We start from the raw sequence: 23805 nt of genomic DNA, 5'->3' as shown, positions 1-23805 counted from the left end.
AGTGCCGGCACGTGCGGGTCTGTCGAGTGCGGAGGAAGACACGGTGAGTAGAGAGCTGGTCGCAGCCGAGGGCCTACCATGGCCCCCCAGCGTCGGGGACTTCTACCCGCCGGAGCTGGCCGGTCCCTGGGTGACCAAGTTCGGTTTGATGGTCTGGTTGGCCGTCGCCCTGATCATCATCTTCTTCATGGTGACCTACCGGAACCCGAAGCTGGTTCCGACAAAGGGTCAGTGGATGGCCGAGTCGGTCTACGGCCTGGTCCGGGACAACATCGCCCGGGAGCAGATGGGCAAGGACGGCATCCGCTTCGCCCCCTACTTCACGGTTCTGTTCTGCTTCATCGCGGTGACGAACCTGTTCGGGGTCACCCCTCTGTTGCAGATCTCGCCGAACTCGCACATCGCGTTCCCGATCGTGCTCGCGGCGATCACGTTCGTCATGTACATCTACATCGGTGTCCGGAAGCACGGGTTCGGCCGCTACATCAAGCAGAGCCTGATCATCCCGGGCGTGCCGTGGCCGATGCACGTGCTGTTGATCCCGATCGAGTTCCTGCAGACGTTCATCAACCGGCCGGTCACCCTCGCGGTCCGACTGTTCGCGAACATGTTCGCCGGTCACCTGATCCTGCTGGTCTTCACCGTCGGTGGCTTCGTGCTGCTGGCCTCGGACAACATCCTCATCCAGGCGACCTCCGTGTTCGCCTTCCTGATGGCGATCGTGATGGCCTTCTTCGAGGTCCTGGTCTCCCTTCTGCAGGCGTACGTCTTCGTGACGCTGAGCGCCAACTACATCGGGTCGTCGCTGGCCGACGAGCACTGATCCCCGCTCGGTGGGCCGCCCGGCCGACCAAGCTTCTGGTACCGACCGCGACGCGTGAAAGCTCACGCGCCAAACAGGAGGAATACCCGCAATGGACGTTCTCGCCGCTATCAACGGTAACGTCAACACCATCGGATACGGCCTCGCCGCCGTCGGTCCGGCGATCGGTGTTGCCCTGATCTTCGTGGCGTACATCAACTCCAGCGCCCGTCAGCCGGAGTCGGCCGGTTACAACCGGACCTGGCTGGTCCTGGGCTTCGCCCTGGTCGAGGCGCTCGCCCTGTTCGGCCTGGTGCTCGCCTTCGCCGTCAACTGACCGTCCGCTCTTAGACCCGGAGGTCCGACATGTTTCTCGCCGCCGAGGGCCACCACCCACTCGTGCCGATCTGGCAAGAGATCGTCATCGGGTCGATCGCCTTCGCCCTGCTCTGCTTCGTCCTGATGAAGTTCGTCCTCCCGCGTATGGAGGACATGTACCAGGCGCGGGTCGACGCGATCGAGGGTGGCATCAAGCGCGCCGAGGCGGCTCAGGCCGAGGCGAACCAACTGCTGGAGCAGTACCGCACCCAGCTCGCCGAGGTACGGACCGAGGCGGCGAAGATCCGGGACAACGCCCGGGCCGACGCCGAGGCGATCCGCACCGAGATCCTCGGCAAGGCCCGCGAGGAGTCCGACCGGGTCATCGCCGCAGGCCGTGAGGCGCTGGCGGTGGAGCGTGAGACCCTGGTGCGCGAACTGCGCGCCGAGGTCGGCGGTCTCGCCGTCGATCTGGCCAGCAAGATCGTCGGTGAGTCCCTCGCCGACGAGGCCCGTCGCAAGGGCACTGTCGAGCGGTTCCTGACCGGCCTCGAGAGCGCGGGGGCCCGCTGATGCAGGCCGCCAGCCGGGAGTCCTACCGGGCTGCCGTCGAGCGACTGGAGACGTACGTCCGGGGCGCCCAGCCCTCGGCGATCGCCGCCACCGCCGACGAGCTGCTCGCCGTGGCTGGTCTACTCCGTCGGGAGCCCCGGCTGCGCCGGGCGCTGTCCGACCCGGCCCGTCCCGGGACGGACCGGGCCGCCCTGGTCGCCGGAATGCTCGGCGGCAAGGTCGGAGCCGACGCTCTCGACCTGGTCGGCGCGCTCGTCGCCGGCCGCTGGTCGACGTCGTCGGAACTACTCGACGGTGCCGAACGGCTCGGTGTGGACGCGCTGCTGGCCGGTGCCGAGTCCAACGGTGACCTCGGTGAGGTCGAGGACGAGCTGTTCCGCTTCGGCCAGCTGGTCGACGCCGAGCCGCAGCTGTCCAACCTGCTGACCGACCCGATCGCGCCGGTGTCCCAGCGCGCCGGGCTGGTGCGGGACCTGCTGGCCGGCAAGGCACGTCCGGCCACCGTCGCCCTGGTCGAGGTGGCCCTCGCCGGTTTCGGTGGGCGGTCCCTGCACGGGGCGCTCACCCGGCTGGTCGAGCTCGCCGCCGACCGGCAGGACCGGCAGGTGGCGTACGTCACCGTGGCCGCCCCTCTGGGTGACGACGAGGAACGACGACTGGGCGACCAGCTGGCGCGGATATACGGTCGGCAGGTCGACGTCAAGCAGAACGTCGATCCCGCCGTGCTCGGCGGGGTCAGCGTTCAGGTCGGCCCCGACCTCTACGACGGCACCGTCCTGCGTCGCCTCAGCCAGACCCGCAACGCGCTCGCGAAGCGCTGACCGGCTCAGCCGCACAGCGCCCTGAACGACAGACGCCATTCGGACCGGTCGGTACTAGGTATCCCGGGCCCCTGATACTTAAGGAAGCAGAGGATGGCCGAGCTGACCATCTCGACGGAGGAGATCCGTGGCGCCCTCGAGCGCTACGTCTCCTCCTACTCGCCCGACGTCTCCCGTGAGGAGGTCGGCACCGTCGCCGACACCGGTGACGGCATCGCCCACGTCGAGGGGCTGCCCTCGACCATGACCAACGAGCTCCTGGAGTTCGAGGACGGCACCCTCGGTCTGGCGCTGAACCTCGACGTCCGGGAGATCGGTGTCGTCGTCCTCGGCGACTACTCCGGCATCGAGGAGGGGCAGCGGGTCAAGCGCACCGGCCGGGTCCTGTCGGTGCCGGTCGGCGACGGCTTCCTGGGCCGCGTGGTCGACGCGCTCGGCGCGCCGATCGACGGTCTCGGTGAGATCGCCAACGAGGGCTACCGCGAGCTGGAGCTCCAGGCTCCGAACGTGATGTCCCGTAAGTCGGTCGAGGAGCCGCTGCAGAGCGGCATCAAGGCCATCGACGCGATGACCCCGGTCGGTCGGGGCCAGCGGCAGCTGATCATCGGTGACCGTAAGACCGGTAAGACCACTGTCGCGCTCGACACCATCCTCAACCAGCGGGACAACTGGGCCTCGGGCGACCCGAAGAAGCAGGTCCGCTGCATCTACGTCGCCATCGGCCAGAAGGCCTCCACGATCGCCTCGATCAAGGGCATCCTGGAGGAGGCGGGTGCGATGGAGTACACCACCATCGTCGCCTCCCCGGCCTCCGACCCGGCCGGCTTCAAGTACCTCGCTCCGTACACCGGCTCCTCCATCGGGCAGCACTGGATGTACGGCGGCAAGCACGTCCTGATCGTCTTCGACGACCTGAGCAAGCAGGCCGAGGCGTACCGGGCGGTCTCGCTGCTGCTGCGTCGTCCGCCGGGCCGTGAGGCGTACCCGGGTGACGTCTTCTACCTGCACTCGCGGCTGCTGGAGCGTTGCGCGAAGCTCTCCGACGAGCTGGGTGGCGGGTCGATGACCGGCCTGCCGATCATCGAGACGAAGGCCAACGACATCTCGGCCTTCATCCCGACCAACGTCATCTCCATCACCGACGGTCAGATCTTCCTGGAGACCGACCTGTTCAACCAGGGCGTCCGTCCGGCGATCAACGTCGGTACCTCGGTCTCCCGGGTCGGTGGTGCGGCGCAGGTCAAGCCGATGAAGAAGGTCGCCGGTTCGCTGCGGCTGAACCTGGCCCAGTACCGGGAGCTGGAGGCGTTCGCCGCCTTCGCCTCGGACCTGGACAAGGCGTCCCGGGCGCAGCTGGAGCGCGGTGCCCGACTGGTCGAGCTGCTCAAGCAGCCGAACTACTCGCCGTACCCGGTGCAGGAGCAGGTCGTCTCGGTCTGGGCCGGCACCGAGGGCAAGCTCGACGACATCCCGGTCGGCGAGATCCGGCGCTTCGAGTCGGAGTTCCTCCAGTACCTGCGGCACAAGCACGAGGGTGTGCTGGCGACCATCGCCGACAACAAGTGGGGCGACGACGTCATCTCCTCGCTGGACACCGCGATCGCCGAGTTCAAGCAGCTCTTCCTCGGCAAGGAGGACGAGCGTCGGGTCAACGAGGCACCGGCCGAGCCGCTGGAGGGTGAGCAGGACCGCGAGACGGTCACCCGCTACAGCAGTGGCGCCCCGGCGCAGAAGAAGTAGGGCCGGGAGATGGCCGCGCAGGTACGCGTTCTTCGTCAACGGATCCGTTCGGCGAAGGGGATGAAGAAGATCACCAAGGCGATGGAGCTCGTGGCGACGAGCCGCATCGCCAAGGCCCAGGCCCGCGTGGCGGCGTCCCTGCCGTACTCCCGGGCCATCACCGGCGTGCTCTCCGCGCTGGCGTCCAACGCGCAGCTCGACCACCCCCTGCTCACCGCCCGCCCGCAGGTTCGGCGGGTCGGCGTCCTGTTGGTCACCTCCGACCGGGGTCTGGCGGGTGGGTACAGCTCGAACGCGATCAAGACGGCCGAGTCGTTGCTCGCCCGGCTCAAGGCCGAGGGCAAGGAGCCGGTGCTCTACGTGATCGGGCGTAAGGGAGTCGGGTTCTTCCGGTTCCGGGACCGGCCGATCGAGGCGAACTGGACCGGCTTCTCCGAGCAGCCGACCTTCGCCGACGCCCGGGAGGTGGGAGAGACGCTGATCAAGGCGTTCACCGCCGGCGCGGACGACGTGGTGGACGGGGCCGGGCCGGACGGGGTGCACGGGGTGGACGAGTTGCACATCGTCTACACCGAGTTCCACTCCCTGATGACCCAGAACCCGGTCACCCGGATCCTCGGCCCGATGCAGGTCGAGGAGCGGCCCCGGTCCGAGGCGAAGGCGGAGCAGCTGCCGCCCGACTACGACTTCGAGCCGGACGCGGAAGAGCTGCTCGACGCCCTGCTGCCGAAGTACATCAACACGCGGATCTACGCGGCGTTGCTGGAGTCGGCGGCGAGCGAGTCGGCAGCTCGGCGGCGGGCGATGAAGAGCGCCACCGACAACGCCGGAGAGATGATCGAGAAGTACACGCGTGAGATGAACTCGGCTCGCCAGGCCGGGATCACCCAGGAGATCAGTGAGATCGTCGGCGGCGCGAACGCGCTGGCCGCGTCGGGAAGTGAAGTGTGATGACTGTTTCCGCAGTTGCTGGTGGACCAGCTGAGACCAAGACGGCCACCGGTCGGGTGGTCCGGGTCATCGGCCCGGTCGTCGACGCCGAGTTCCCGCGCGAGGCCATGCCGGAGCTCTTCAACGCCCTGCAGGTGGACGTGACCCTCGCCGGCGGCGAGAAGACGCTGACCCTGGAGGTCGCCCAGCACCTGGGCGACAACCTGGTCCGCGCCATCTCGATGCAGCCGACCGACGGTCTGGTCCGTGGGGCAGTGGTCCGGGACTCCGGCAAGCCGATCAGCGTGCCGGTGGGCGACACCGTCAAGGGACACGTGTTCAACGCGATCGGGGAGTGCCTCAACCTCACCGAGGGCGAGACCCTGAGCCCGGACGACCACTGGGGTATCCACCGCAAGGCCCCGGCCTTCGCGGACCTGGAGCCGAAGACCGAGATGCTGGAGACCGGCATCAAGGTCATCGACCTGCTCGCCCCGTACGTCAAGGGCGGCAAGATCGGCCTGTTCGGCGGCGCGGGTGTGGGCAAGACGGTGCTCATCCAGGAGATGATCACCCGAGTGGCCCGGAACTTCGGTGGTACCTCGGTCTTCGCCGGGGTGGGGGAGCGGACCCGTGAGGGCAACGACCTCATCGCCGAGATGACCGAGTCCGGCGTCATCGACAAGACCGCCCTGGTCTTCGGCCAGATGGACGAGCCGCCGGGCACCCGTCTCCGGGTCGCCCTCTCCGCCCTGACCATGGCGGAGTACTTCCGGGACGTGAAGAAGCAGGAGGTGCTGCTCTTCATCGACAACATCTTCCGCTTCACCCAGGCCGGTTCCGAGGTCTCCACCCTGCTCGGCCGGATGCCGAGCGCGGTGGGATACCAGCCGACCCTGGCGGACGAGATGGGCGAGCTCCAGGAGCGGATCACCTCCGTCCGGGGCCAGGCCATCACCTCCCTCCAGGCGATCTACGTGCCGGCCGACGACTACACCGACCCGGCCCCGGCGACCACCTTCGCCCACCTGGACGCGACCACCAACCTGGAGCGGTCGATCTCCGACAAGGGCATCTACCCGGCGGTGGACCCCCTGGCGTCCTCCTCCCGGATCCTCGCCCCGGAGTTCGTCGGCGAGGAGCACTTCGCGGTGGCGACCGACGTGAAGCGGATCCTGCAGAAGTACAAGGACCTGCAGGACATCATCGCCATTCTCGGTATCGAGGAGCTCTCCGAGGAAGACAAGATCACCGTGCAGCGCGCGCGGCGGATCGAGCGCTTCCTGTCGCAGAACACCTACGCGGCGGAGCAGTTCACCGGCCAGCCGGGGTCGACGGTCCCGATCGCCGAGACCATCGAGTCCTTCAAGAAGATCAGCGAGGGGGAGTACGACCACTTCCCCGAGCAGGCCTTCTTCATGTGCGGTGGCCTGGAAGACCTTGAGGCCAAGGCCGCGGAGCTGATGAAGAGCTGACCACCGGCTCGCCGAGTAGGTGGATCGAAGGCTCATGGACGAGGACCGTCCCGGAAACACCGGGGCGGTCCACGTTCATCTGAGTGGCCTATGATCCCCGGGTCCGGCTCCTCGACGCGACGCTCCCCCGGAACGCGAGGTACCGTCGACCCGCAGCGCCCGTGGCCGTACGGGCGTTGATCCGTGCAACGAACCGACTGCGTACGTCCGTCCCTCTCCGACGGCGTGACGAAGGAGATGCTCGTGGGTAAGGGCGGCAAGCGCGGTGGTAAGCGTTCAATCTGGACTGGTGTGCCGCGGTGGGCGCAGGTCTGCACCATCTTCGGCATCGTCCTGATGATGTTCAGCGGCACGACGCTCGTCGGTGCCGAGGCGTTGATGTCCCGGTACGAGGGTGCCGTCGGCAAGGGCGACCTCTTCGGTGACCAGGCGGCGGGCGCCGCCCGCAAGAGCGACATCAAGGGGCCGGTGAACATCCTGCTGGTCGGCATCGACCCGCGCGACGACACGACCCCTCCGTTGGCCGACTCGATCATGGTCCTGCACGTACCGGCCGAGATGGACCGGGCGTACCTGTTCTCGATGCCGCGCGACCTCTACGTGGAGATCCCGGCGTTCGAGAAGGCCAACTGGAACGGTGGACGGGGTCGGCTCAACGGTGCCATGTCGCACGGCAGCATCGTGCCGGGGGGGAATCCCGATCCGGCGCGTGGCTTCGAACTCCTCGCGACCACCGTTCAGCAGATCACCGGGATCAAGCGGTTCGACGGCGGCGCGATCATCAACTTCACCGGGTTCCGCAAGATCGTGGACGCGATGGGCGGCGTCACGATGAACATCGAGCGGGAGGTCCGTTCCGAGCACCGCGAACCCAACGGCAAGCACCGCAAGGGCAACCCGAACGGGCCGGGTTACATCGGGCCGCAGGCGACCTACCCCAAGGGCGAGCAGCACCTCAGTGGTTGGCAGGCGCTCGACTACGTCCGGCAGCGGTACCCGAAGAACGGTGTCCCGGACGGCGACTACGGCCGTCAGCGGCACCAGCAGCAGTTCGTCAAGGCGATGGCGAACCAGGCGTTGAGCGCGGACGTGGTGACCAACCCGATCAAGCTCGACCGGGTGCTCCGTGCCGCCGGTGAGTCACTGATCTTCAACGGGCGGGGGAACACCATCGCCGACTTCGCCTTCGCCCTCAAGGACATCCGGCCGGACTCGATCAACATGGTGAAACTGCCGGGAGAGAACATCGGGACCGGAAGCGCGTACCAGGGTGAACGACTGGTGCCCGAGGCCCAGGACTTCTTCCGGTCGGTGCAGAACGGGACGGTCGACGCGTTCCTGTTGGAACATCCGGACTTCAGAAACAAGGACAAGTAGCGACACGGGTGGTGTTCACCACCCGCGTACCAGGGACGCAGCCGGCGGGACTAGACTTTTCGCAATCCCCGCCGCCGCAGCAAGGAGACAGCGTGGCAAAGCAGCTTCACGTCGAGCTTGTAGCCGTCGAGGAGAAGGTCTGGTCCGGCGAGGCCGACATGGTGATGGCCCGGACGACCGAGGGGGAACTCGGCGTCCTGCCGGGGCATGCCCCGCTGCTCGGCCAGCTCGCCGAGCCGGGTCGGGTACGGATCAAGCTGCCCGGCGGCGAGCAGGTCGCGTACGAGGTGGCCGGCGGTTTCCTCTCGGTCAACGAGCGCGGGGTCACCGTGTTGGCGGAGAGCGCCACCCGGGTCTCCGTCACCGAGCAGAGTCACTGAGTCGGACCGCCGATGGAGATCGTGGAGGGCATCGGCATCGGCGTCGCCGTGCTGGTGGGCGCGGTTCTGATCCTCTTCCTCCGGCGTGCGGTGGTCACCCGGAGCGGGGGGATCATCCGGCTCAGCGTCCGGACCTCCACGATGCTCAACGGGCGAGGCTGGTCACCCGGCTTCGCCCGATTCGTCGGTGACGAACTCCGGTGGTACCGGATGTTCAGTTTCGCCCTCCGCCCCAAACGGGTGCTCTCCCGTAAGGATTTCTCGGTGGAGCGCCGACGGCTCCCGGAGGGTCAGGAACGACTCTCCATGCCGTCCGACTGGGTGATCCTGCGATGTGCCAGTCGACACGCCCCGGTGGAGATCGCGATGGCGAGTTCCACGGTGGCCGGATTCTCCTCATGGCTCGAGGCCGTCCCTCCGGGGCCGGTCTCGTCCCGTTTCGCCTCCGAGAACTGGCCGGCCGCCTGAGACCGGACCTTCCCGGTCGGCTGCTTGACTCCTGGTGACGACCCCGGTACCCGCCCGAATCGCCGGCCTCCTCGCCGTGATTCGGGCAGGCCCGAGCCGGGACTCTCGTCGATGTCAGCGCTTACCGCCGGGGACCCATAGCACATCTCCTGCCGGATTTGCCGTTCTTGAAAGGATAAAGAGCAGATCCGAGAGCCGGTTGAGATACTTTGCCGGGAGGTTGGCAGTGCGGTCCGGGTCGTGCGCGACCAGGCCCCAGGCCGCCCGCTCGGCCCGCCGGGCGATCGTCCGTGCCACGTGCAGCAGTGCCGCCCCGGCGGTGCCGCCGGGGAGGATGAAGGAGTCGAGCTTGCTCAGGCGCGCGTTGTACTCGTCGCACCAGCCCTCAAGGCGCTCCACGTACTCCTCGGTCACCCGCAGTGGGGGGTACTTCGGATCGGGCTCGATCGGGGTGGAGAGGTCGGCCCCGACGTCGAACAGGTCGTTCTGGATCGACCCGAGGACGGCTCGAAGCTCCTCGTCGAGGTCACCGAGGGCGAGGGCCACGCCGATCGCGGCGTTGCACTCGTCGACGTCGGCGTACGCGACGATGCGCGGATCGGTCTTCGCTACCTGCTCGTTGTTGCTCAACCTGGTCGTGCCGGCGTCGCCGGCCCTGGTGTAGATGCGCGTGAGGTGGACGGCCATGTCGCACAGCCTACGGATTCCCGACCTGTCGATCCCGCCACGACCCGATCCCGCCGCCGGGGCGGGGGCGGTCGGCGACCCGACGGGTGACGTCGACGTCATCAGGGTCGAGGGTGGTGCCCGGCTGGCCGGGACGGTGCACGTCGTGGGGGCCAAGAACTCGGCGTTGAAGCTGATGGCCGCCGCACTGCTCGCCCCCGGCCAGAACATGATCACCAACGTGCCCCGGATCACCGACATCGCCATCATGGGCGAGGTCCTGCGTCGTCTCGGCTGTGACGTTCGGTTCGACGCCGACGACCCGGTCGACCCGATGGCCGCCGCAGGTGGGACCGCCCGGTCCCGTTCGGTGAGCATCGGGGTGCCCGAGGCCCCGGGTGTGGAGGCCGACTACGACCTGGTCCGGCGGCTGCGGGCGTCCATCTGTGTCCTCGGCCCCCTGCTGGCCCGTCGGGGGCACGTCCGGGTGGCCCACCCGGGCGGGGACGCGATCGGCTCCCGTGGGCTGGACATGCACATCGCCGGGCTGACCCGGATGGGTGCGGAGATCTCCGGGGAGCACGGGTTCGTCATCGCCGACGCCCCGAACGGTCTGCACGGCGCGGAGATCATGCTGGACTTCCCGAGCGTCGGAGCCACCGAGAACCTGGTCATGGCGGCGGTGCTGGCCGACGGCGTCACGGTGATCGACAACGCCGCCCGGGAGCCGGAGATCGTCGACATCTGCTCGATGTTGATCCGGATGGGTGCGAACATCTCCGGCGAGGGCACCTCGACCCTGCACATCGAGGGCGTACCGGAGCTCAGGCCGGTGCGGCACGCCACCGTGGGGGACCGGATCGTGGCCGGGACGTGGGCCTTCGCCGCCGCGATGACCCGTGGCGACGTCACCGTGACCGGTGCCGACCCGGCCTTCCTGGAGGTGGCCCTGGACAAGCTGATCTCGGCGGGTGGGTTGGTGGAGACCCGGCCGGACGCGTTCCGGGTCCGGATGGACGACCGTCCGACGGCGGTGGACGTGGTGACCCTGCCGTATCCGGGGTTCGCCACCGACCTGCTGCCGATGGCGATCGGCCTGGCGGCGGTGAGCGACGGGGCGTCCCTGATCACCGAGAACATCTTCGACGGTCGTTTCATGTTCGCCAACGAGATGATGCGACTGGGTGCCGACATCAAGACCGACGGCCACCACGCCGTGGTACGCGGGCGCGCGCAGCTCTCCGGCGCTCCGGTGCAGGCCACCGACATCCGGGCCGGGGCCGGACTGATCATCGCCGGGCTCTGCGCCGAAGGGGTCACCGAGGTGTCCCACGTGCACCACGTCGACAGGGGTTATCCGGACTTCGTGGCCGATCTGCGGGCCCTCGGCGTCGAGGTGCGGCGCGGCCGGACGGCCGAGGAGCCGGTGCTGGAGATCTGAGCCGACTGAGGCATCGTTCAGGCTCGCCGACTAGGGTGCTGGGAGACATCCATTCGGGCGAGGGAGGAACAGATGACGGGTCGACTCGCGGTCGTCGGTGCCGGGTTGATGGGGTCCGGTATCGCCCAGGTGGCGGCGCAGGCGGGCTGGCAGGTGACACTGCGCGACCTGGACGAGGCGGCCACCGGGCGAGGGCTGGCCGGTATCCGTACCTCGCTGGAGAAGTTCGCCGAGAAGGGCCGGATCGAGGCCTCGGAGGTCGACGCGACGCTGGCGCGGATCACCCCGACCACCGACCTGGAGGCGGTCGCCGAGGCCGACCTGGTGGTCGAGGCGGTCTTCGAGAAGCTGGAGATCAAGCAGGAGGTGTTCCGCGCCCTGGACAAGCTCTGTGGGGCGGACACGGTGCTGGCCACGAACACCTCCGCCATCCCGGTCACCCAGATCGCGGCGGTCACCCAGCGGCCGGAGGCGGTCGTCGGCACCCACTTCTTCTCGCCGGTGCCGATGATGAAGCTCTGCGAACTGGTCCGGGGTCACAAGACCAGCGACGCGACCCTGGCCGTGGCCCGGGACTTCGCCGAGGGGATCGGCAAGACGGTCGTCGTGGTGAACCGGGACATCGCCGGGTTCGTCACCACCCGGTTGATCGCCGCGCTGGTGATGGAGGCGGTGGCGCTGGTCGAGGCCGGGGTGGTCTCGGCGGAGGATCTGGACACCGCCTGCCGGCTCGGGTTCGGCCACGCCATGGGGCCGCTGGCCACCACCGACCTGACCGGGGTCGACGTCCTCCTCAACGCCACGAAGAACATCTACACCGACACCGCCGACGGGAAGTTCTTCCCCCCGGAGCTGCTCCAGCGCATGGCCGCCGCCGGTGACCTGGGCCGCAAGAGCGGCAAGGGCTTCTACACCTACTGACCTCAGCCGTCGCGCTTGGCGGTCCACCGGAAGGTGGTGAGGCAGAGGACCAGCCCGATCACGCACCAGGCGACCAGGACCAGGGCGACCCGGCCGAGCTCGAAGGAGCCGCCGGGTTCCTGGGCGCCGAAGCTGTCCGGCAGGAAGACCGAGCGCAGCCCCTGGCACATCCACTTGAGCGGGAAGATCGCCGCCACCTGCTGCATCCAGCTGGGCAGGCTGGTGAAGACGAAGAACACCCCGGAGATGAACTGGAGCACCAGGGCGACCGGGGTGACCACGGCCGAGCCGCTGCGGGCGGTCCGGGCCAGCGACGAGATGGCGATCCCGAGCAGGGTGCAGGCGGTCACCCCGAGCACCGAGACCCAGCCGAAGGTCAGCCACTTCGCCGCGGTCCCCGGCAGTTCCAGGTCGAACAGGGCGACCGAGAAGGCGAGCAGCAGGGCGATCTCCGCCACCCCGATGGTCACCACCATGATCACCTTGCCGGCGAAGTACGCCCACTTCGGCATCGGGGTGCCCCGGTACCGCTTGAGGATCCCCCGGTCCCGTTCGATCGGGATCCAGATGCCGAGGTTCTGGAAGCTCACCGTCATCAGGCCGGTCGCGATCATGCCGGTGATGAAGTACTGCGTGTAGCTGACCCCGGGCGCGATGTCGTCGTTGAAGATCGACGCGAAGATCAGGATCATGATGATCGGGAAGCCCATCGTGAAGACGACGGACTCCCGGCTGCGCAGGAACTGGGTGATCTCCAACCGGCCCTGCCGCAGGGCCAACGCGACAGGGCTGGTCGTCGCCGACCCCGGGGCGGTGACCGGGGTGGCCGACTTCGTGGTGGCGGTCATCAGTGTCCGATCATCCGCAGGTAGACGTCCTCCAGGGTGGGCCGGGTGACGGTGAGCCCGGGCACCTCGCCGTCGAAGCGCCCGGCCAGCTCCGCCACCAGCGCCGTCGGCGTCGCGCTCTGCGTGCTCTGCACCACCCCGTCCGGGGTACGCCAGGAGACGGTGGCCAGGGCCTGGTGCCTGTCGCCCAGCCGGTCCGGGGTGGCCACCTCGATCACCCGACCGGCGGCGATCACCCCGACCCGGTCGGCCAGCAGCTCCGCCTCGTCCAGGTAGTGCGTGGTGAGCAGGATGGTGGTGCCACCGGCGGAGAGGTCCCGGATCAGCTCCCAGAACTCCCGACGCGCCTCCGGGTCGAAGCCGGTGGTCGGCTCGTCGAGGAAGAGGAGTTCGGGTCGGCCGACGATGCCCAACGCCACGTCCAGGCGGCGCTTCTGCCCGCCGGAGAGCGTACGGGTCCGGGCCCGCTTCTTGGCCCCCAGACCGACCCGCTCGATGACCTTGTCCGGGTCGTCGGCGTCGGTGTAGAACCCGGCGAAGTGCCGGACCACCTCACCGACGTTCAACTCGTCGAACTCGCCGGTGCCCTGCAACACGATGCCGACCCGGGACCGCCAGTCCGGGCCGGGTCGGGCCGGGTCGACACCGAGCACCGACACCTCACCGGCGTCGCGTCGGCGGAACCCCTCCAGGATCTCCACCGTCGTGGTCTTGCCCGCCCCGTTCGGCCCGAGCAGGGCGAAGACCTCACCGCGCCGGACCGCGAGATCCACGTCGGCCACCGCGACGTTGTCGCCGTACGCCTTGCGCAGTCCGCGTACGGAGATCGCCAGCTCCTCGTCCATGCGACCAAGTGTTCCTCGTACCGGACCGCTGGTGACCGTCGGGGTGCCGGCCGTCACGTGTCCGGTCCATCCGTCGGGCCTGCGGCTGCGGCCCGGCTCACCCGCCCTCGGCCAGCACCTCGGACAGCGGTGCCGGGGTGAGGCCCCGTTCGGCGAGCCCGGCCAGGATGTGCGGCAGCGCCTCGTCGGTCATCGGCGCGTTCGCCTCGGTGACGTGCAGGACGATCACCGAACCGGGGCGTACGCCGTCGAGCACCGCCTTGACGATCGGCCGCCAGGCGGTGGCGAACGGGTCCCCGCTGACCACGTCACCGTCGACGACAGTGACCCCGAGCGGGGCCAGCGCCCGGAGTGCCGCCCGGTCGTGACAGAGCCCGGGGAACCGGAAGTACCGGGTCTGTCGGCCGCCGTAGGGCGCTATGACGTCGAAGGTCCGGCTCGCGTCGGCGGTCAGCGCCTCGGCGGGCCGGTAGGGCAGTCCGTAGCAGTCCCGGACGAACGCGTGGTGGGCGTACGTGTGGTTGGCCAACTCGAAGCGGGGGTTGTCGGCGAGTCTCCGGGTCACCTGGGGGTACTGCTCGACCCACATGCCGGTGAGGAAGAAGGTGGCCGGCACCCGCTCCCGTTCCAGCAGGTCGATGATGGCCAGGTTCGCGTACGACCGCACCGCCCCGCTGCGTAGCTGGTAGCGCATCGCCTCGGTCATGTCCGCGTCGAAGGTGAGCGCGACCAGGTCACCCCGCCGGGGACCGTGGTCGACAACCGGTGGCCGACTCCCCACCGGGGAGGCGCCCGGGACGGATCCCGGCTGGTCGGGGCCGCCCGTCGTCGATCCGCCCCCGGGGCCGTCGCCGTCCGGGCCCGTCTCGCCCCGCCCGCCGTTCCCCGGTCCCGCCCCGTCCGGCCCGCCGCTGCCGGGGACACCGGTCGGCAGGACGAACTCCGCCTGCGCGGCCTCCCGCTGCGGCCCCGTTCCGACGAACAGCAGGGTGGCCGCCGCCACGACCGCCGTGACGATCCCCACGGAAACGTGTGACTTTCTCACCGACACCGGCAGATCATCGCAGCGTCCCGCCCCCGGCCGCGCCCCGCCCGTCCACCCGGCCGTGTCAGCAGGGCGGACGCCCCGACCAGTGGGGCTCAGCTCCGGAGGTGCCCCTGCCGGGCGGCCCGGCGGTCCCGGCGCCGGTCGGCGCGGCGGCGGAGGAACCAGGCGACGAAGAACACCAGACCGACCAGGAAGACGAGCACCAGTACGGGCAGCAGGATCGCGGCCAGCGAGACGATCACGCTGGTGGCGTCCTCGGCGGTGCTCGCCACCGGGGCGCCGACCCCGGCGGTCGCCGCGTTGATCACCGGCCGGGCGGCCGACTTGAGCAGGTGTACGCCGAGCGCGATGAGCACACCCACCAGCACCGGCACCCACTGGTGGGTGGAGACGAACTCGCCGGGGTCGGTGACGGTGACCGTCTCGGACCCGGCCCCGGCACCGAAGGCCAACCCGCCGGCGGTCGGCCGGACCACCGTCTGCACCACGTCGTTGACGTGGTCGACCACCGGCACCTTGTCCGCCACCAGTTCGACCACCAGCAGGACTGCCAGGATCGCCACCACCCACCCGTTGCCGAGCCACTGCCAACCACCGGGGAGCGCGATGGCGTCGGTGTAGCGGGCCAGCAGACCCATCACGAGCAGCGGGATGTAGGCGTTCAGCCCCGCCGAGGCGGCCAGGCCGGAGCCGGTGAGAACTTCGAGCACCATCTCAGCATGGCACCGGCACGCCAGTGCTGCTCGTGGGCGAGGGGGCGGGCACTGGGCTACCCTCCTCGGGTGCGGTTGGTGATTGCGAAGTGCTCGGTGGACTATGTCGGACGGCTCTCGGCTCACCTGCCGCCGGCCACTCGTCTGTTGATGGTGAAGGCCGACGGATCGGTGTCCATCCACGCCGACGACCGGGCGTACAAACCTCTGAACTGGATGAGCCCACCCTGCCGGTTGCAGGAGTCGCCCGGCGTCTGGCGGGTGGTGAACAAGGCCGGCGAGGAGCTGCGGATCACCCTGGAGGAGGTCTTCCAGGACACCTCGTACGAGCTCGGTGTGGACCCGGGATTGCGCAAGGACGGGGTGGAGGCGCACCTGCAGGAGCTGCTCGCTGCCAACCCGACAACCCTGGGTGAGGGGTACACGCTGGTCCGGCGGGAGTACATGACCGCCATCGGCCCGGTCGACCTGCTGTGCCGCGACGCCGACTCCGGCGCTGTCGCCGTCGAGGTGAAGCGGCGCGGTGAGATCGACGGCGTGGAGCAGTTGACCCGCTACCTGGAGCTGATGAACCGGGACCCGCTGCTCGCCCCGGTCACCGGCGTCTTCGCGGCCCAGGAGATCAAGCCGCAGGCCCGGGTGCTCGCCACCGACCGGGGGATCCGGTGCGTGGTGGTCGACTACGACAAGCTGCGTGGTATCGAACGCGACGAGCTGACCCTGTTCTGACCGCCGCGTCCCTCACCCGGGGGCCGTCGCGGACCTGACCAGGGGGCCACCGCCGACCTCACGCAGGAGGCCACCACCGTTCCTCAACTGGGGACCGTCGCCGTTGCTCACCCGTAGGGCCGCCGACCGGCGTCAGCGGCCGTAGACGGCCTTGGTGACCTTGACCAGACGGGCGACGTCGGCGTCGGTGCGGTCGAAGGTGGTCGCGGGGAGCAGGGAACGGGCCCGGCGTCGGGTGATGGCCTTGGCCCGGGCGAACTCCCGGAGCCCGTCCTCGCCGTGGATCCGCCCGAACCCGGACTCGCCGACCCCGCCGAAGGGGAGCGTGGACATCCCGGCGAAGGTGAGGGCCGAGTTCACCGACGCCATCCCCGAACGCAGTCGTCGGGCCACGGCCACCGCCCGTCGCCGCCCGAACACCGAACCACCCAGCCCGTACGGCAGGGCGTTGGCCCGGGCGAGGGCCGCGTCGGCGTCGGGCACCCGGTCGACGACGAGGGTCGGGCCGAAGGTCTCCTCCCGTACGGCGTCGGCGTCGGCGGGGACGTCGACGAGCACCGTCGGCCTGACGTACGGCGGCTGGACCGCGTCCGCCCCGCCCAGCACCGCCCGACCACCCCGGGCCAGCGCGTCGTCGATGTGTCGCCGGATCACGTCCAGTTGGGCGGGCATGGTGATCGGGCCGATGTCGGCGTCGTCGGCGCCGACCGTCAGTCGCCCGGCCCGCTCCACCACCCTGGCGAGGAACGCGTCGAAGACCGGGTCGACGACGTAGATCCGTTCGATGCCGATGCAGGTCTGACCGGCGTTGGTCAGCCCACCCCAGACGGCGGCCTCGGCGGCGGCGTCCAGGTCGGCGTCGACGTCGACGATCATCGCGTCCTTGCCGCCGGCCTCCAACAGCACCGGCGTGAGCGACTCGGCGCAGGCGGTCATCACCGCCCGGGCGGTCCGCGGCGAGCCGGTGAAGGCCAGCTTGTCGACGCCGGAGCGGCAGAGCGCGGCTCCCACGTCGCCGAGCCCGTGCACCGCCGTCAGGACCGGCCGCTCGGGCACCACCTCGGCGAAGCTGTCGACGAGCCACTGGCCGACCACCGGGGTGTACTCGCTCGGCTTGAGCACCACCGCGTTCCCGGCGGCCAACGCGTACGCGGCGGAGCCGACCGGGGTGAAGACGGGGTAGTTCCACGGGCCGATCACCCCGACCACGCCGTACGGCTGGTATTCGAGGTGGCCGGAGAACTCGGCGAGGATCAGCCGGGACCGGACCCGGCGGTGGCCCAGCACCCGGGGGGCGTTGCGGGCCGCCCAGTCGATGTGCTCGATCGCGGTGAGCACCTCGACGACGGCGTCGGCGATCGGCTTGCCGCCCTCGGCGTGGATCAACTCGGCGAGCTGTTCGATCCGTCGGGCCAGCAGGGTCCGCCACCGCAGCAGGCGGGCCCGCCGTCCGGCGAAGCCGAGCCCGGCCCACCACTGCCCGGCCGACCGTGCGGTCTCGACGGCCCGCTCGACGTCGGCGGGGGTGGCGACGGGCACCCGCCCGGCCTCCACACCGGTCGCGGGGTTGGTCGAGACCAACCGGCCGTCGTCGACCCTGGGCACACCCGGAACCTGAACAGCCGTCATGTCGGAAGTCTAGACCCGTTGATTACCCGTCGGTAGGAGTGTTCCCTTCGGTCGAGTGGCTTTCGTCCCGGACGAGAGGAACAGGACCCGATCACACTCACTGTCCGAACTGGCGAACGGGAGATGACCGGCCGGAGTCGCCGAGCTGACCGGTCAGTGGTGCTGGTGACTACGTTGGGCTGGCACGCTGACGCGGAGGGTGACATAGGTGGGGAGGTGGGCTGTCCATGGAGGATTTCCCGGAACTGCTGCCGCTGTTGACCGTGGCCGCTGGACCGATGCGCGGGGCGAGCTTCCGGATCCGGGCCGATCCGTTGGTGATCGGCCGGGCGCCGTCGTCGGACGTCGTCGTCGACGATCCACATCTGAGTCGACGGCACGCGGCGGTGCGGCGTACCGGAGCCGAGACGTCCCTGGTCGATCTCGGCTCCACCAACGGGACCTGGCTCAACGACCGCAGGATCGCCGACGTCGAACAGCTCGCCGACGGTGACGTCATTCGTCTGGGTCGGACCGAGCTCCGCTACTTCGACCCCGGGTTGGCCCGGACGGACCCGGTGGGGTTGCGACTGGACCCGGCACGCCGTCCGCACCGGACGACGCTGCCGATGCCCGTACCGGCCCCCCGCCGCCCCGCCGAGTCCGGGCTGATCGAGTCGGAGGCGGCCGGAACCAGCCGGTGACCTGCCCGCCCACGCCCCCGCCGTCGCCCGACGACCTGCGTTCCGTGGCAGACTCGCGGCCAGGACCTGAGGGGACCGTCGGAAGACGGTACGAGCGACAGGAGGGCCGGTCGTGGGGCGGGACTTCGCCAGCGTGGGCGTGGTAGGGCTGGGCACCATGGGGGCCGGCATCGTGGAGGTCTTCGCCCGCAGCGGCGTCGACGTCGTCGCGGTGGAGATCTCCGACGCCGCCCTCGACCTGGGCCGGGTGAACCTCGACCGCTCCACCGACCGGGCCGTGGCCAAGGGGCGGCTCGACCCCGCCGACCGAGACGCGCTGCTGGGGCGGGTGCACTTCGCCGTCGGGCTCGACGCGTTGCACGCTGTCGACCTGGTCGTCGAGGCCGTACCGGAGCGGCTGGAGGTCAAGCGGCAGCTCTTCGCCGAACTGGACCGGATCTGCCGACCCGAGGCGATCCTGGCCACGAACACCTCCTCGCTCAGCGTCACCGAGATCGCCGTCGCCACCGGCCGCCCCGACCGGGTCGTCGGCGTGCACTTCTTCAACCCGGCCCCGGTGATGAAGCTGGTCGAGGTGATCCGGACCGTCGTCACCTCGGCGGAGGTGGTGGCCGACGTGGAGGGACTCTGCGCCCGGCTGGGCAAGGTCGGCGTGACAGTCGCCGACCGGGCCGGATTCATCGCCAACGCCCTGCTGTTCGGGTACCTCAACCAGGCCGTCGCCATGCTCGAAGCGGGGTACGCCACCCGGGAGGACGTCGACCTCGCCATGCGGCTCGGCGCCGGCCTGCCGATGGGGCCGTTCGCACTGCTGGACCTGATCGGCCTGGACACCGCGTACCAGATCCTCGACACCATGTACCGGCGTGGCGGCCGCAACCGCAGACACGCGCCGGTGCCCCTGCTGCGCCAGATGGTCACCGCCGGCCTGCTCGGTCGTAAGACCGGCCGGGGCTTCTACACCTACGAGCGGCCGGGCTCCCCGGCGGTCGTCGCCGACGACGCGACCCCGAACCCCGTCGCCGGGTCGGCCACCGACGGTGTCCCCCCGGTGACCAGGATCGGGATCGTCGGCTCCGACGCGCGGGCCACCGGACTGGCCACCGCGTGCACCGAGGCCGGCCACGAGGTGGTGACGGTGGCCGCGGAGCCGACGGCGCTGACCCCGTTGGCCGACGTCGACCTGGTGATCGAGGCGGTGGCCGGGGAGCCCAGCGACCGCGCCGCGCTCCTCGCCGCCCTGGCCGAGGTCTGCAAGCCCGAGGCGGTGCTCGTCACCACCGCGACACCCGTGATCGACCTGGCCATGGCCACCGGTCGGCCGGCGGACGTGGTCGGACTCGCCCTGCACGAGCCGACCCGGGCGGGGGCGTTCGCCGAGATCGTCCGGACCGTCCACTCCTCGGCGCGGGCGGTGGCCGCCGTCCGGGCGCTCTGTGCCGCACTGGGCCGCAGCGTCGTGGTCTGCGGGGACCGGGCCGGTCTCGTCGTCGACGCGCTCCTCGTCGGATACCTCAACGACGCGGTCCGGATGCTGGAGGCGAACTACGCCTCCGTCGACGACATCGACCACGCGATGAAGCTGGGCTGCGGATACCCCACCGGCCCCTTCGAGCTGCTGGACACCATCGGGCTGGACGTCGCCCTGACCGTCGCCCGCGAACTCCACCGGGAGCAGCGGGAACCGGGGCTGGCCCCGGCACCGCTGCTGGAGCACCTGGTCATCGCGGGTCACCTGGGGCGCCGGACCGGTCGGGGGTTCCGCGAGCACTGACAGCGCCGCGCGGGTCGCCCGCGTCGGGACGCACCGGCCACCCGTACGCTGGGAAGGTGAGTCCCCGTCGTAACCGTCCCCGTCAGGACGAGACCGCGCACCTGGACGCCGACCGGGTACGCCACGGCGTACCCACCGTCCAGCAGTGGCGCGACGGGGAGTGGCAGGTCCGGGGTGTCAGCGGTGGGGCATCGGCGAAGACGTACCGGTGTCCCGGCTGTGACCAGGAGATCCGTCCCGGTGTGCCGCACGTGGTGGCCTGGCCGGCCGACGAGCGTGGGGACCTGACCGACCGCCGGCACTGGCACAGCGGTTGTTGGCGGGCGCGCGACCGGCGTGGCCCCGGTCTGCACCGGGGCCGGGGTGCCCCCCGGTACGGCTGAGGGATCTTCGTCACCCGGTTTCGGCCCCGGCGCGCGCCGCCCGACGGCCCCCGCCACACTGAAGGGGTGAGCACTCCGATCCGCGCGTCCTCCATCCTGCCCAGCCGGCGGGAGGAGATCGAGTTGCACACCGCCGACGGACTACGCCTGGTCGGCGAGCTGAGTCGACCCGAGCGACGCGAGCCGGTGGCCACCCTGATCTGCCTGCACCCGCTGCCTACCCACGGCGGGATGATGGACAGCCACGTCTTCCGGAAGGCGGCCTGGCGGTTGCCCGCCCTGGCCGACCTGGCCGTCCTGCGGTTCAACACCCGGGGCACGACGAGCCTCCGGGGCACCAGCGAGGGTGCCTTCGACAACGCCGTCGGTGAACGGTACGACGTGGCCGCCGCGATCGAGTACGCCGAGTTCGCGGAGCTGCCGAACCTCTGGCTGCTCGGCTGGTCGTTCGGCACCGACCTGGCGCTCAAGCACGGCTGCGACCCGGCGGTGGTCGGCGCGATCCTGCTCTCCCCGCCGCTGCGCTACTCCACCGAGGACGACCTCGCCACCTGGGCCGGGTCCGGCAAACGGCTGACCGCCCTGGTCCCCGAGTTCGACGACTATCTGCGCCCGGACGAGGCCCGGGGACGGTTCACCGCGGTCCCGCAGGCCGAGGTGGTCGGGGTGCCCGGGGCCAAGCATCTCTGGGTGGGCGACGCCGAGACCGTCCTCGACGAGGTGGTCCGCCGGGTCGCCCCGGAGGTGTCGGTGCCCCTGCCCACGACGTGGGACGGCCCGATGGAGACCGGGGACGTCAGCGGGTACGCCGACCGGACCGTCGCCGCCTTCGCCGACACCCCCGTACCGGGTCCGAAAACCGAACCCCCGGCCTGACCTCCGGCCGGTCCGGCCCGGCGTCGGGGTCCTGGACCGGCCCGACGGCACCGCCGGGCCGGTCCCTGACGTCGTCTCCGACGTCGGCGGTCACTCCGACTCGACGGTGACCTTGCTCGGGCTGGCGCTGCGCTCGTCGGTGGTCGGCTTGGTGGGCCGTTTGGTCTTCTCCCCGGTGCTGGTGATCTTGGTCGGGGTGGCGCCCCGACCGCCCTCACCCGGCACCGCCGCGACAGTCGGCTCGCCGTCGACACCGGCGCTGGGGCTGCCGGCCTCCACCGTGCTGACCGGCTCGGCGACCGGCCGGGTGACGGTGGGTTCGGCACCGGACTTGGCGTTCCTGGCCGCCGCGCCGACCGGCTCGGGGGTCTTCGCCGGGGTCGGGCCGCCGGTCTTCGGGGCCGTGCCGACCGGCTCGGGGTCCTTCGCCGGGGCCGCCTCGCCGGTAGTGGGCCGTTTGTCCGGGCTCGTGCCGTTCACCGAGGCCGCGTCCACGGAGGCGACGCCCTTCGAGACGACAGGGGCGGTTCCGGTGACCTTGCCGGTGACGGGCTTCGGGTCCTCCGCCTTCGGGGTCGTACCGTCGCCGGCTGCGGCCGTCCCGGTGCCCGTCGTCTCCTGGCGGAGGCCGAGCAGCTTCAGCTGCAACTCGTCGGACTCCTGACGGGACCGCCAGGTCTCCTGTCGCAGGTCGGCGAGCTCCTGCTGGGCCTGGGCGATCTCCAGCATCACCTTGGCGAGCTGCTGGCGGCTGGCCGCCGCCTCCTGCTGACTGGCGGCGAGATGCTGCTGGGTGGTGGCCAACGCCTGCTGGGTGGTCGCCGCGTACTCCTCGAACTGCCGCCGGGACGTCGCCACGTGCTCGTCGGCCCTACGACGCTTCTCGGTGGCCTCGGACTCGGCGCGCTTGAGCAGCTCGGCGGCCTTCTCCTCGGCCTGTCGGCGCGCTGTGGCGGCGTCGCGCTCGGCGGCCTCCCGGATCTGGGCGGCACCCTGCTCGACCTCGTCGCGCCGGGCCTGGTACTGCTTCTCCAGCTCGTCCTGCCGGGTCTTGTGCTTCTGCTCCAGCTCCTCGTGCCGGGTCGTGTGCTGCTGCTCCAGCTCGTCCCGGCGGGCCTTGTGCTGGTCGACCAGCTCCTCGCGGCGCTTGGTGTACTCGGCCTCGGCCTCGGTCCGGCGTCGGGTCAACTCGCGGTCGGCGGCCTCACGCCGGCCGTTGACCTCCTTCTCCACCCCCGCCCGCCAGGCACCCAACTCCTGCTGGGTCTGGGTCCGGGCGTGCTGGACGTACGCCTCGGTCTCGCCCCGCATCCGCTGGACGTAGTTCTCGGTCTCCGCGCGGCTGCGGGTGGCCGCCTCGGCAGCCTGGGTGGTGACCCGCTCGGCTTCCAGCCGGGCCTTCTCCCTGGTGACCTTGCCCGCCTCGGTGGCCTCGTCGATGGCCTTCTTGGCCTCCTGCTGGGCCTTGGCGTGGGTGGCCCGCCCCGCCTCGGTCGCGGAGTCGATGAGGCGCTTGGCCTCCTGCTGGGCCTTGGCGTGCACCTCCTTGGCGGTGTCCCGCAGCCCGGCGGCCTCCTGCTGGGCCCGGGCCAGCGCCTCCTTCGCCGCCTCGCGCAGCTTGGTGGCCTCCTGCTGCGCCCGGTTGTGGATCTCCTTGGCGGCGTCGCGGAGCTTGGTGGCCTCCTGCTCCGCCTTGGCCATCGCCTCCTGCGCCTGCAGACGCAGCTGCGCGCCCTCCTGCCGGGCGGCCCGGACCGTGGCCTCGGCCTCGGCCCGGCGGGCCGCGCTCTGCCGCTCCTCCTCGGCGCGCCGGGCCGACAGGGCGATCTCGAAGTCCTGGAGGACCTTGTCGGCCTGCTCGCGGGCCTCCTCGATGATCCCCTCGGCGGCGTCGCGGCGGACCTGGATCTCCTCGTGCCCGGCGAGCAGGATCGCCTCCGCCTGTTCCTCGGCGAGGGCGAGGATCTGTTCCACCCGGGGACCGAGATGACGGAACGAGGCCTGGTCCACCACGCCCACCTGCTTGCGGGCCTGGGCGAGGTCCCGCTGGAGCACCTCGACCTGACCGGCCAGCTTGTGGATCTGCGTGTAGGCCTGTTCGCGCTCGGTCGCCAGTGTGGCGATCTCGTGCTCGGCGCGAGTGACGTACCGGTCGACCTGTCGTTTCTCGTACCCCCGCAGGGCGGACTCGAAGCTGGGCTCCGTCGTCACTTCCCCGCCCAGAGAGAACAGTTCCTCGCCGTGCGACATGCACCCATCCTCACACGCGTCCGGCTTCGCTGGGGCGATACAGACGCCCCCGATGGGACCTAGTTCACTGATGCGCCCCTACGGGAAAAGACGGTACCTGATGCGCAAATACGGC

The 23805-nt window shown here is 70.3% G+C and carries 24 protein-coding genes; 17 read left to right on the top strand and 7 right to left on the bottom strand.

Translation table 11 applies throughout. The features are described from left to right. Position 1: 1 nt before the first annotated feature. From atpB to WHN02_RS27350, 10 genes are all read left to right on the top strand, one after another. Complete coding sequence (gene atpB / locus WHN02_RS27395) at positions 2-823, top strand: F0F1 ATP synthase subunit A (RefSeq protein WP_434744102.1); 822 nt, start codon at positions 2-4, stop codon at positions 821-823. A gap of 91 nt (positions 824-914) precedes the next feature. Continuing rightward, on the top strand, positions 915-1139 hold the full coding sequence (gene atpE / locus WHN02_RS27390) for an ATP synthase F0 subunit C (RefSeq protein WP_350894769.1): 225 nt from the start codon (positions 915-917) through the stop codon (positions 1137-1139). A 29-nt stretch (positions 1140-1168) separates the two neighbouring features. After that, positions 1169-1693: a F0F1 ATP synthase subunit B gene (locus tag WHN02_RS27385; protein ID WP_350894770.1), complete on the top strand. Its 525-nt coding sequence runs from the start codon at positions 1169-1171 to the stop codon at positions 1691-1693. Then, entirely contained in the window at positions 1693-2514 is an 822-nt protein-coding gene (locus WHN02_RS27380) for a F0F1 ATP synthase subunit delta (protein WP_434741483.1), read from the top strand. The genes WHN02_RS27385 and WHN02_RS27380 overlap by 1 nt, the downstream gene beginning before the upstream one ends. Before the next feature lie 93 nt (positions 2515-2607). Then, positions 2608-4254: a F0F1 ATP synthase subunit alpha gene (atpA, locus tag WHN02_RS27375; RefSeq protein ID WP_434741482.1), complete on the top strand. Its 1647-nt coding sequence runs from the start codon at positions 2608-2610 to the stop codon at positions 4252-4254. Between the two features lie 9 nt (positions 4255-4263). Beyond that, complete coding sequence (locus WHN02_RS27370; RefSeq protein ID WP_434741481.1) at positions 4264-5205, top strand: F0F1 ATP synthase subunit gamma; 942 nt, start codon at positions 4264-4266, stop codon at positions 5203-5205. After that, entirely contained in the window at positions 5205-6659 is a 1455-nt protein-coding gene (atpD, locus tag WHN02_RS27365; RefSeq protein ID WP_434741480.1) for a F0F1 ATP synthase subunit beta, read from the top strand. Before WHN02_RS27370 ends, atpD begins: the two co-directional genes overlap by 1 nt. 237 nt (positions 6660-6896) lie before the next feature. Beyond that, positions 6897-8036 carry an LCP family protein gene (locus WHN02_RS27360; protein WP_434744101.1) on the top strand — a complete coding sequence of 380 codons (1140 nt, stop codon included), beginning with the start codon at positions 6897-6899 and terminating at the stop codon, positions 8034-8036. Between the two features lie 92 nt (positions 8037-8128). Then, positions 8129-8416, top strand: coding sequence for a F0F1 ATP synthase subunit epsilon (locus tag WHN02_RS27355; RefSeq protein WP_434741479.1), 288 nt, complete (start codon positions 8129-8131; stop codon positions 8414-8416). Between the two features lie 12 nt (positions 8417-8428). Further along, positions 8429-8884 carry a DUF2550 domain-containing protein gene (locus WHN02_RS27350; RefSeq protein WP_350894777.1) on the top strand — a complete coding sequence of 152 codons (456 nt, stop codon included), beginning with the start codon at positions 8429-8431 and terminating at the stop codon, positions 8882-8884. 114 nt (positions 8885-8998) lie between these two features. Here WHN02_RS27350 and WHN02_RS27345 read toward each other — a convergent pair whose 3' ends face one another. Next, complete coding sequence (locus WHN02_RS27345) at positions 8999-9571, bottom strand: cob(I)yrinic acid a,c-diamide adenosyltransferase (protein WP_434741478.1); 573 nt, start codon at positions 9569-9571, stop codon at positions 8999-9001. On the opposite strand from WHN02_RS27345, the gene murA reads away from it, so the two are divergent. Both murA and WHN02_RS27335 read left to right on the top strand, forming a co-directional pair. Further along, complete coding sequence (murA, locus tag WHN02_RS27340) at positions 9570-10991, top strand: UDP-N-acetylglucosamine 1-carboxyvinyltransferase (RefSeq protein ID WP_434741477.1); 1422 nt, start codon at positions 9570-9572, stop codon at positions 10989-10991. The two genes, WHN02_RS27345 and murA, sit on opposite strands and share 2 nt — an antisense overlap. 72 nt (positions 10992-11063) lie before the next feature. Next, positions 11064-11912, top strand: a complete 849-nt coding sequence (locus tag WHN02_RS27335; RefSeq protein WP_434741476.1) for a 3-hydroxyacyl-CoA dehydrogenase family protein — start codon at positions 11064-11066, stop codon at positions 11910-11912. Positions 11913-11914: 2 nt separating this feature from the next. On the opposite strand, the gene WHN02_RS27330 is transcribed toward WHN02_RS27335, so the two are convergent. The 4 genes from WHN02_RS27330 to WHN02_RS27315 form a co-directional block, all read right to left on the bottom strand. After that, positions 11915-12760 (bottom strand): ABC transporter permease, encoded by an 846-nt coding sequence (locus WHN02_RS27330; protein ID WP_434741475.1) that lies wholly within the window; start codon positions 12758-12760, stop codon positions 11915-11917. Continuing rightward, the gene (locus WHN02_RS27325) at positions 12760-13605 is read right to left on the bottom strand and encodes an ABC transporter ATP-binding protein (RefSeq protein ID WP_434741474.1); all 846 of its coding nucleotides are present in this window, start codon (positions 13603-13605) and stop codon (positions 12760-12762) included. The genes WHN02_RS27330 and WHN02_RS27325 overlap by 1 nt, the downstream gene beginning before the upstream one ends. 97 nt (positions 13606-13702) lie before the next feature. Further along, positions 13703-14629, bottom strand: a complete 927-nt coding sequence (locus WHN02_RS27320) for a polysaccharide deacetylase family protein (RefSeq protein WP_434741473.1) — start codon at positions 14627-14629, stop codon at positions 13703-13705. A 116-nt stretch (positions 14630-14745) separates the two neighbouring features. Next, the gene (locus tag WHN02_RS27315; RefSeq protein WP_434744100.1) at positions 14746-15363 is read right to left on the bottom strand and encodes a DUF4126 domain-containing protein; all 618 of its coding nucleotides are present in this window, start codon (positions 15361-15363) and stop codon (positions 14746-14748) included. Between the two features lie 72 nt (positions 15364-15435). Here WHN02_RS27315 and nucS point away from each other — a divergent pair, with 72 nt between their 5' ends. Continuing rightward, entirely contained in the window at positions 15436-16095 is a 660-nt protein-coding gene (gene nucS / locus WHN02_RS27310) for an endonuclease NucS (protein ID WP_434741472.1), read from the top strand. A gap of 132 nt (positions 16096-16227) precedes the next feature. On the opposite strand, the gene WHN02_RS27305 is transcribed toward nucS, so the two are convergent. Beyond that, positions 16228-17724, bottom strand: a complete 1497-nt coding sequence (locus WHN02_RS27305; RefSeq protein ID WP_434741471.1) for an aldehyde dehydrogenase family protein — start codon at positions 17722-17724, stop codon at positions 16228-16230. A 227-nt stretch (positions 17725-17951) separates the two neighbouring features. Here WHN02_RS27305 and WHN02_RS27300 point away from each other — a divergent pair, with 227 nt between their 5' ends. The 4 genes from WHN02_RS27300 to WHN02_RS27285 all read left to right on the top strand — a co-directional run bounded on the left by WHN02_RS27300 (position 17952) and on the right by WHN02_RS27285 (position 21440). Then, positions 17952-18407, top strand: coding sequence for an FHA domain-containing protein (locus tag WHN02_RS27300; RefSeq protein WP_434741470.1), 456 nt, complete (start codon positions 17952-17954; stop codon positions 18405-18407). Between the two features lie 157 nt (positions 18408-18564). Beyond that, on the top strand, positions 18565-20181 hold the full coding sequence (locus WHN02_RS27295; RefSeq protein ID WP_434744099.1) for a 3-hydroxyacyl-CoA dehydrogenase family protein: 1617 nt from the start codon (positions 18565-18567) through the stop codon (positions 20179-20181). A 56-nt stretch (positions 20182-20237) separates the two neighbouring features. Then, the gene (locus WHN02_RS27290; RefSeq protein ID WP_350894788.1) at positions 20238-20564 is read left to right on the top strand and encodes a hypothetical protein; all 327 of its coding nucleotides are present in this window, start codon (positions 20238-20240) and stop codon (positions 20562-20564) included. 66 nt (positions 20565-20630) lie between these two features. After that, positions 20631-21440, top strand: coding sequence for an alpha/beta hydrolase (locus WHN02_RS27285; RefSeq protein WP_434741469.1), 810 nt, complete (start codon positions 20631-20633; stop codon positions 21438-21440). A 90-nt stretch (positions 21441-21530) separates the two neighbouring features. Here the strand turns inward: WHN02_RS27285 and WHN02_RS27280 are convergent, their stop codons facing one another. After that, on the bottom strand, positions 21531-23690 hold the full coding sequence (locus tag WHN02_RS27280; RefSeq protein ID WP_434741468.1) for a hypothetical protein: 2160 nt from the start codon (positions 23688-23690) through the stop codon (positions 21531-21533). Between the last annotated feature and the right edge of the window lie 115 nt (positions 23691-23805).

The organism is Micromonospora sp. SH-82 (assembly GCF_051132485.1).
In the GTDB taxonomy this organism is placed as follows: Bacteria; Actinomycetota; Actinomycetes; order Mycobacteriales; family Micromonosporaceae; genus Micromonospora.
This window is presented reverse-complemented; position numbering and strand designations above follow the sequence as displayed.

Bases quoted from the DNA above. Each gene is read 5' to 3' on its own strand.
- atpE (WP_350894769.1), top strand. From the start codon at position 915: ATGGACGTTCTCGCCGCTATCAACGGTAACGTCAACACCATCGGATAC.
- WHN02_RS27385 (WP_350894770.1), top strand. From the start codon at position 1,169: ATGTTTCTCGCCGCCGAGGGCCACCACCCACTCGTGCCGATCTGGCAA.
- WHN02_RS27380 (WP_434741483.1), top strand. From the start codon at position 1,693: ATGCAGGCCGCCAGCCGGGAGTCCTACCGGGCTGCCGTCGAGCGACTG.
- atpA (WP_434741482.1), top strand. From the start codon at position 2,608: ATGGCCGAGCTGACCATCTCGACGGAGGAGATCCGTGGCGCCCTCGAG.
- WHN02_RS27370 (WP_434741481.1), top strand. From the start codon at position 4,264: ATGGCCGCGCAGGTACGCGTTCTTCGTCAACGGATCCGTTCGGCGAAG.
- atpD (WP_434741480.1), top strand. From the start codon at position 5,205: ATGACTGTTTCCGCAGTTGCTGGTGGACCAGCTGAGACCAAGACGGCC.
- WHN02_RS27360 (WP_434744101.1), top strand. From the start codon at position 6,897: ATGCTCGTGGGTAAGGGCGGCAAGCGCGGTGGTAAGCGTTCAATCTGG.
- WHN02_RS27350 (WP_350894777.1), top strand. From the start codon at position 8,429: ATGGAGATCGTGGAGGGCATCGGCATCGGCGTCGCCGTGCTGGTGGGC.
- murA (WP_434741477.1), top strand. From the start codon at position 9,570: ATGTCGCACAGCCTACGGATTCCCGACCTGTCGATCCCGCCACGACCC.
- WHN02_RS27345 (WP_434741478.1), bottom strand. From the start codon at position 9,571: ATGGCCGTCCACCTCACGCGCATCTACACCAGGGCCGGCGACGCCGGC.
- WHN02_RS27335 (WP_434741476.1), top strand. From the start codon at position 11,064: ATGACGGGTCGACTCGCGGTCGTCGGTGCCGGGTTGATGGGGTCCGGT.
- WHN02_RS27330 (WP_434741475.1), bottom strand. From the start codon at position 12,760: ATGACCGCCACCACGAAGTCGGCCACCCCGGTCACCGCCCCGGGGTCG.
- WHN02_RS27325 (WP_434741474.1), bottom strand. From the start codon at position 13,605: ATGGACGAGGAGCTGGCGATCTCCGTACGCGGACTGCGCAAGGCGTAC.
- WHN02_RS27305 (WP_434741471.1), bottom strand. From the start codon at position 17,724: ATGACGGCTGTTCAGGTTCCGGGTGTGCCCAGGGTCGACGACGGCCGG.
- WHN02_RS27300 (WP_434741470.1), top strand. From the start codon at position 17,952: ATGGAGGATTTCCCGGAACTGCTGCCGCTGTTGACCGTGGCCGCTGGA.
- WHN02_RS27295 (WP_434744099.1), top strand. From the start codon at position 18,565: ATGGGGGCCGGCATCGTGGAGGTCTTCGCCCGCAGCGGCGTCGACGTC.
- WHN02_RS27280 (WP_434741468.1), bottom strand. From the start codon at position 23,690: ATGTCGCACGGCGAGGAACTGTTCTCTCTGGGCGGGGAAGTGACGACG.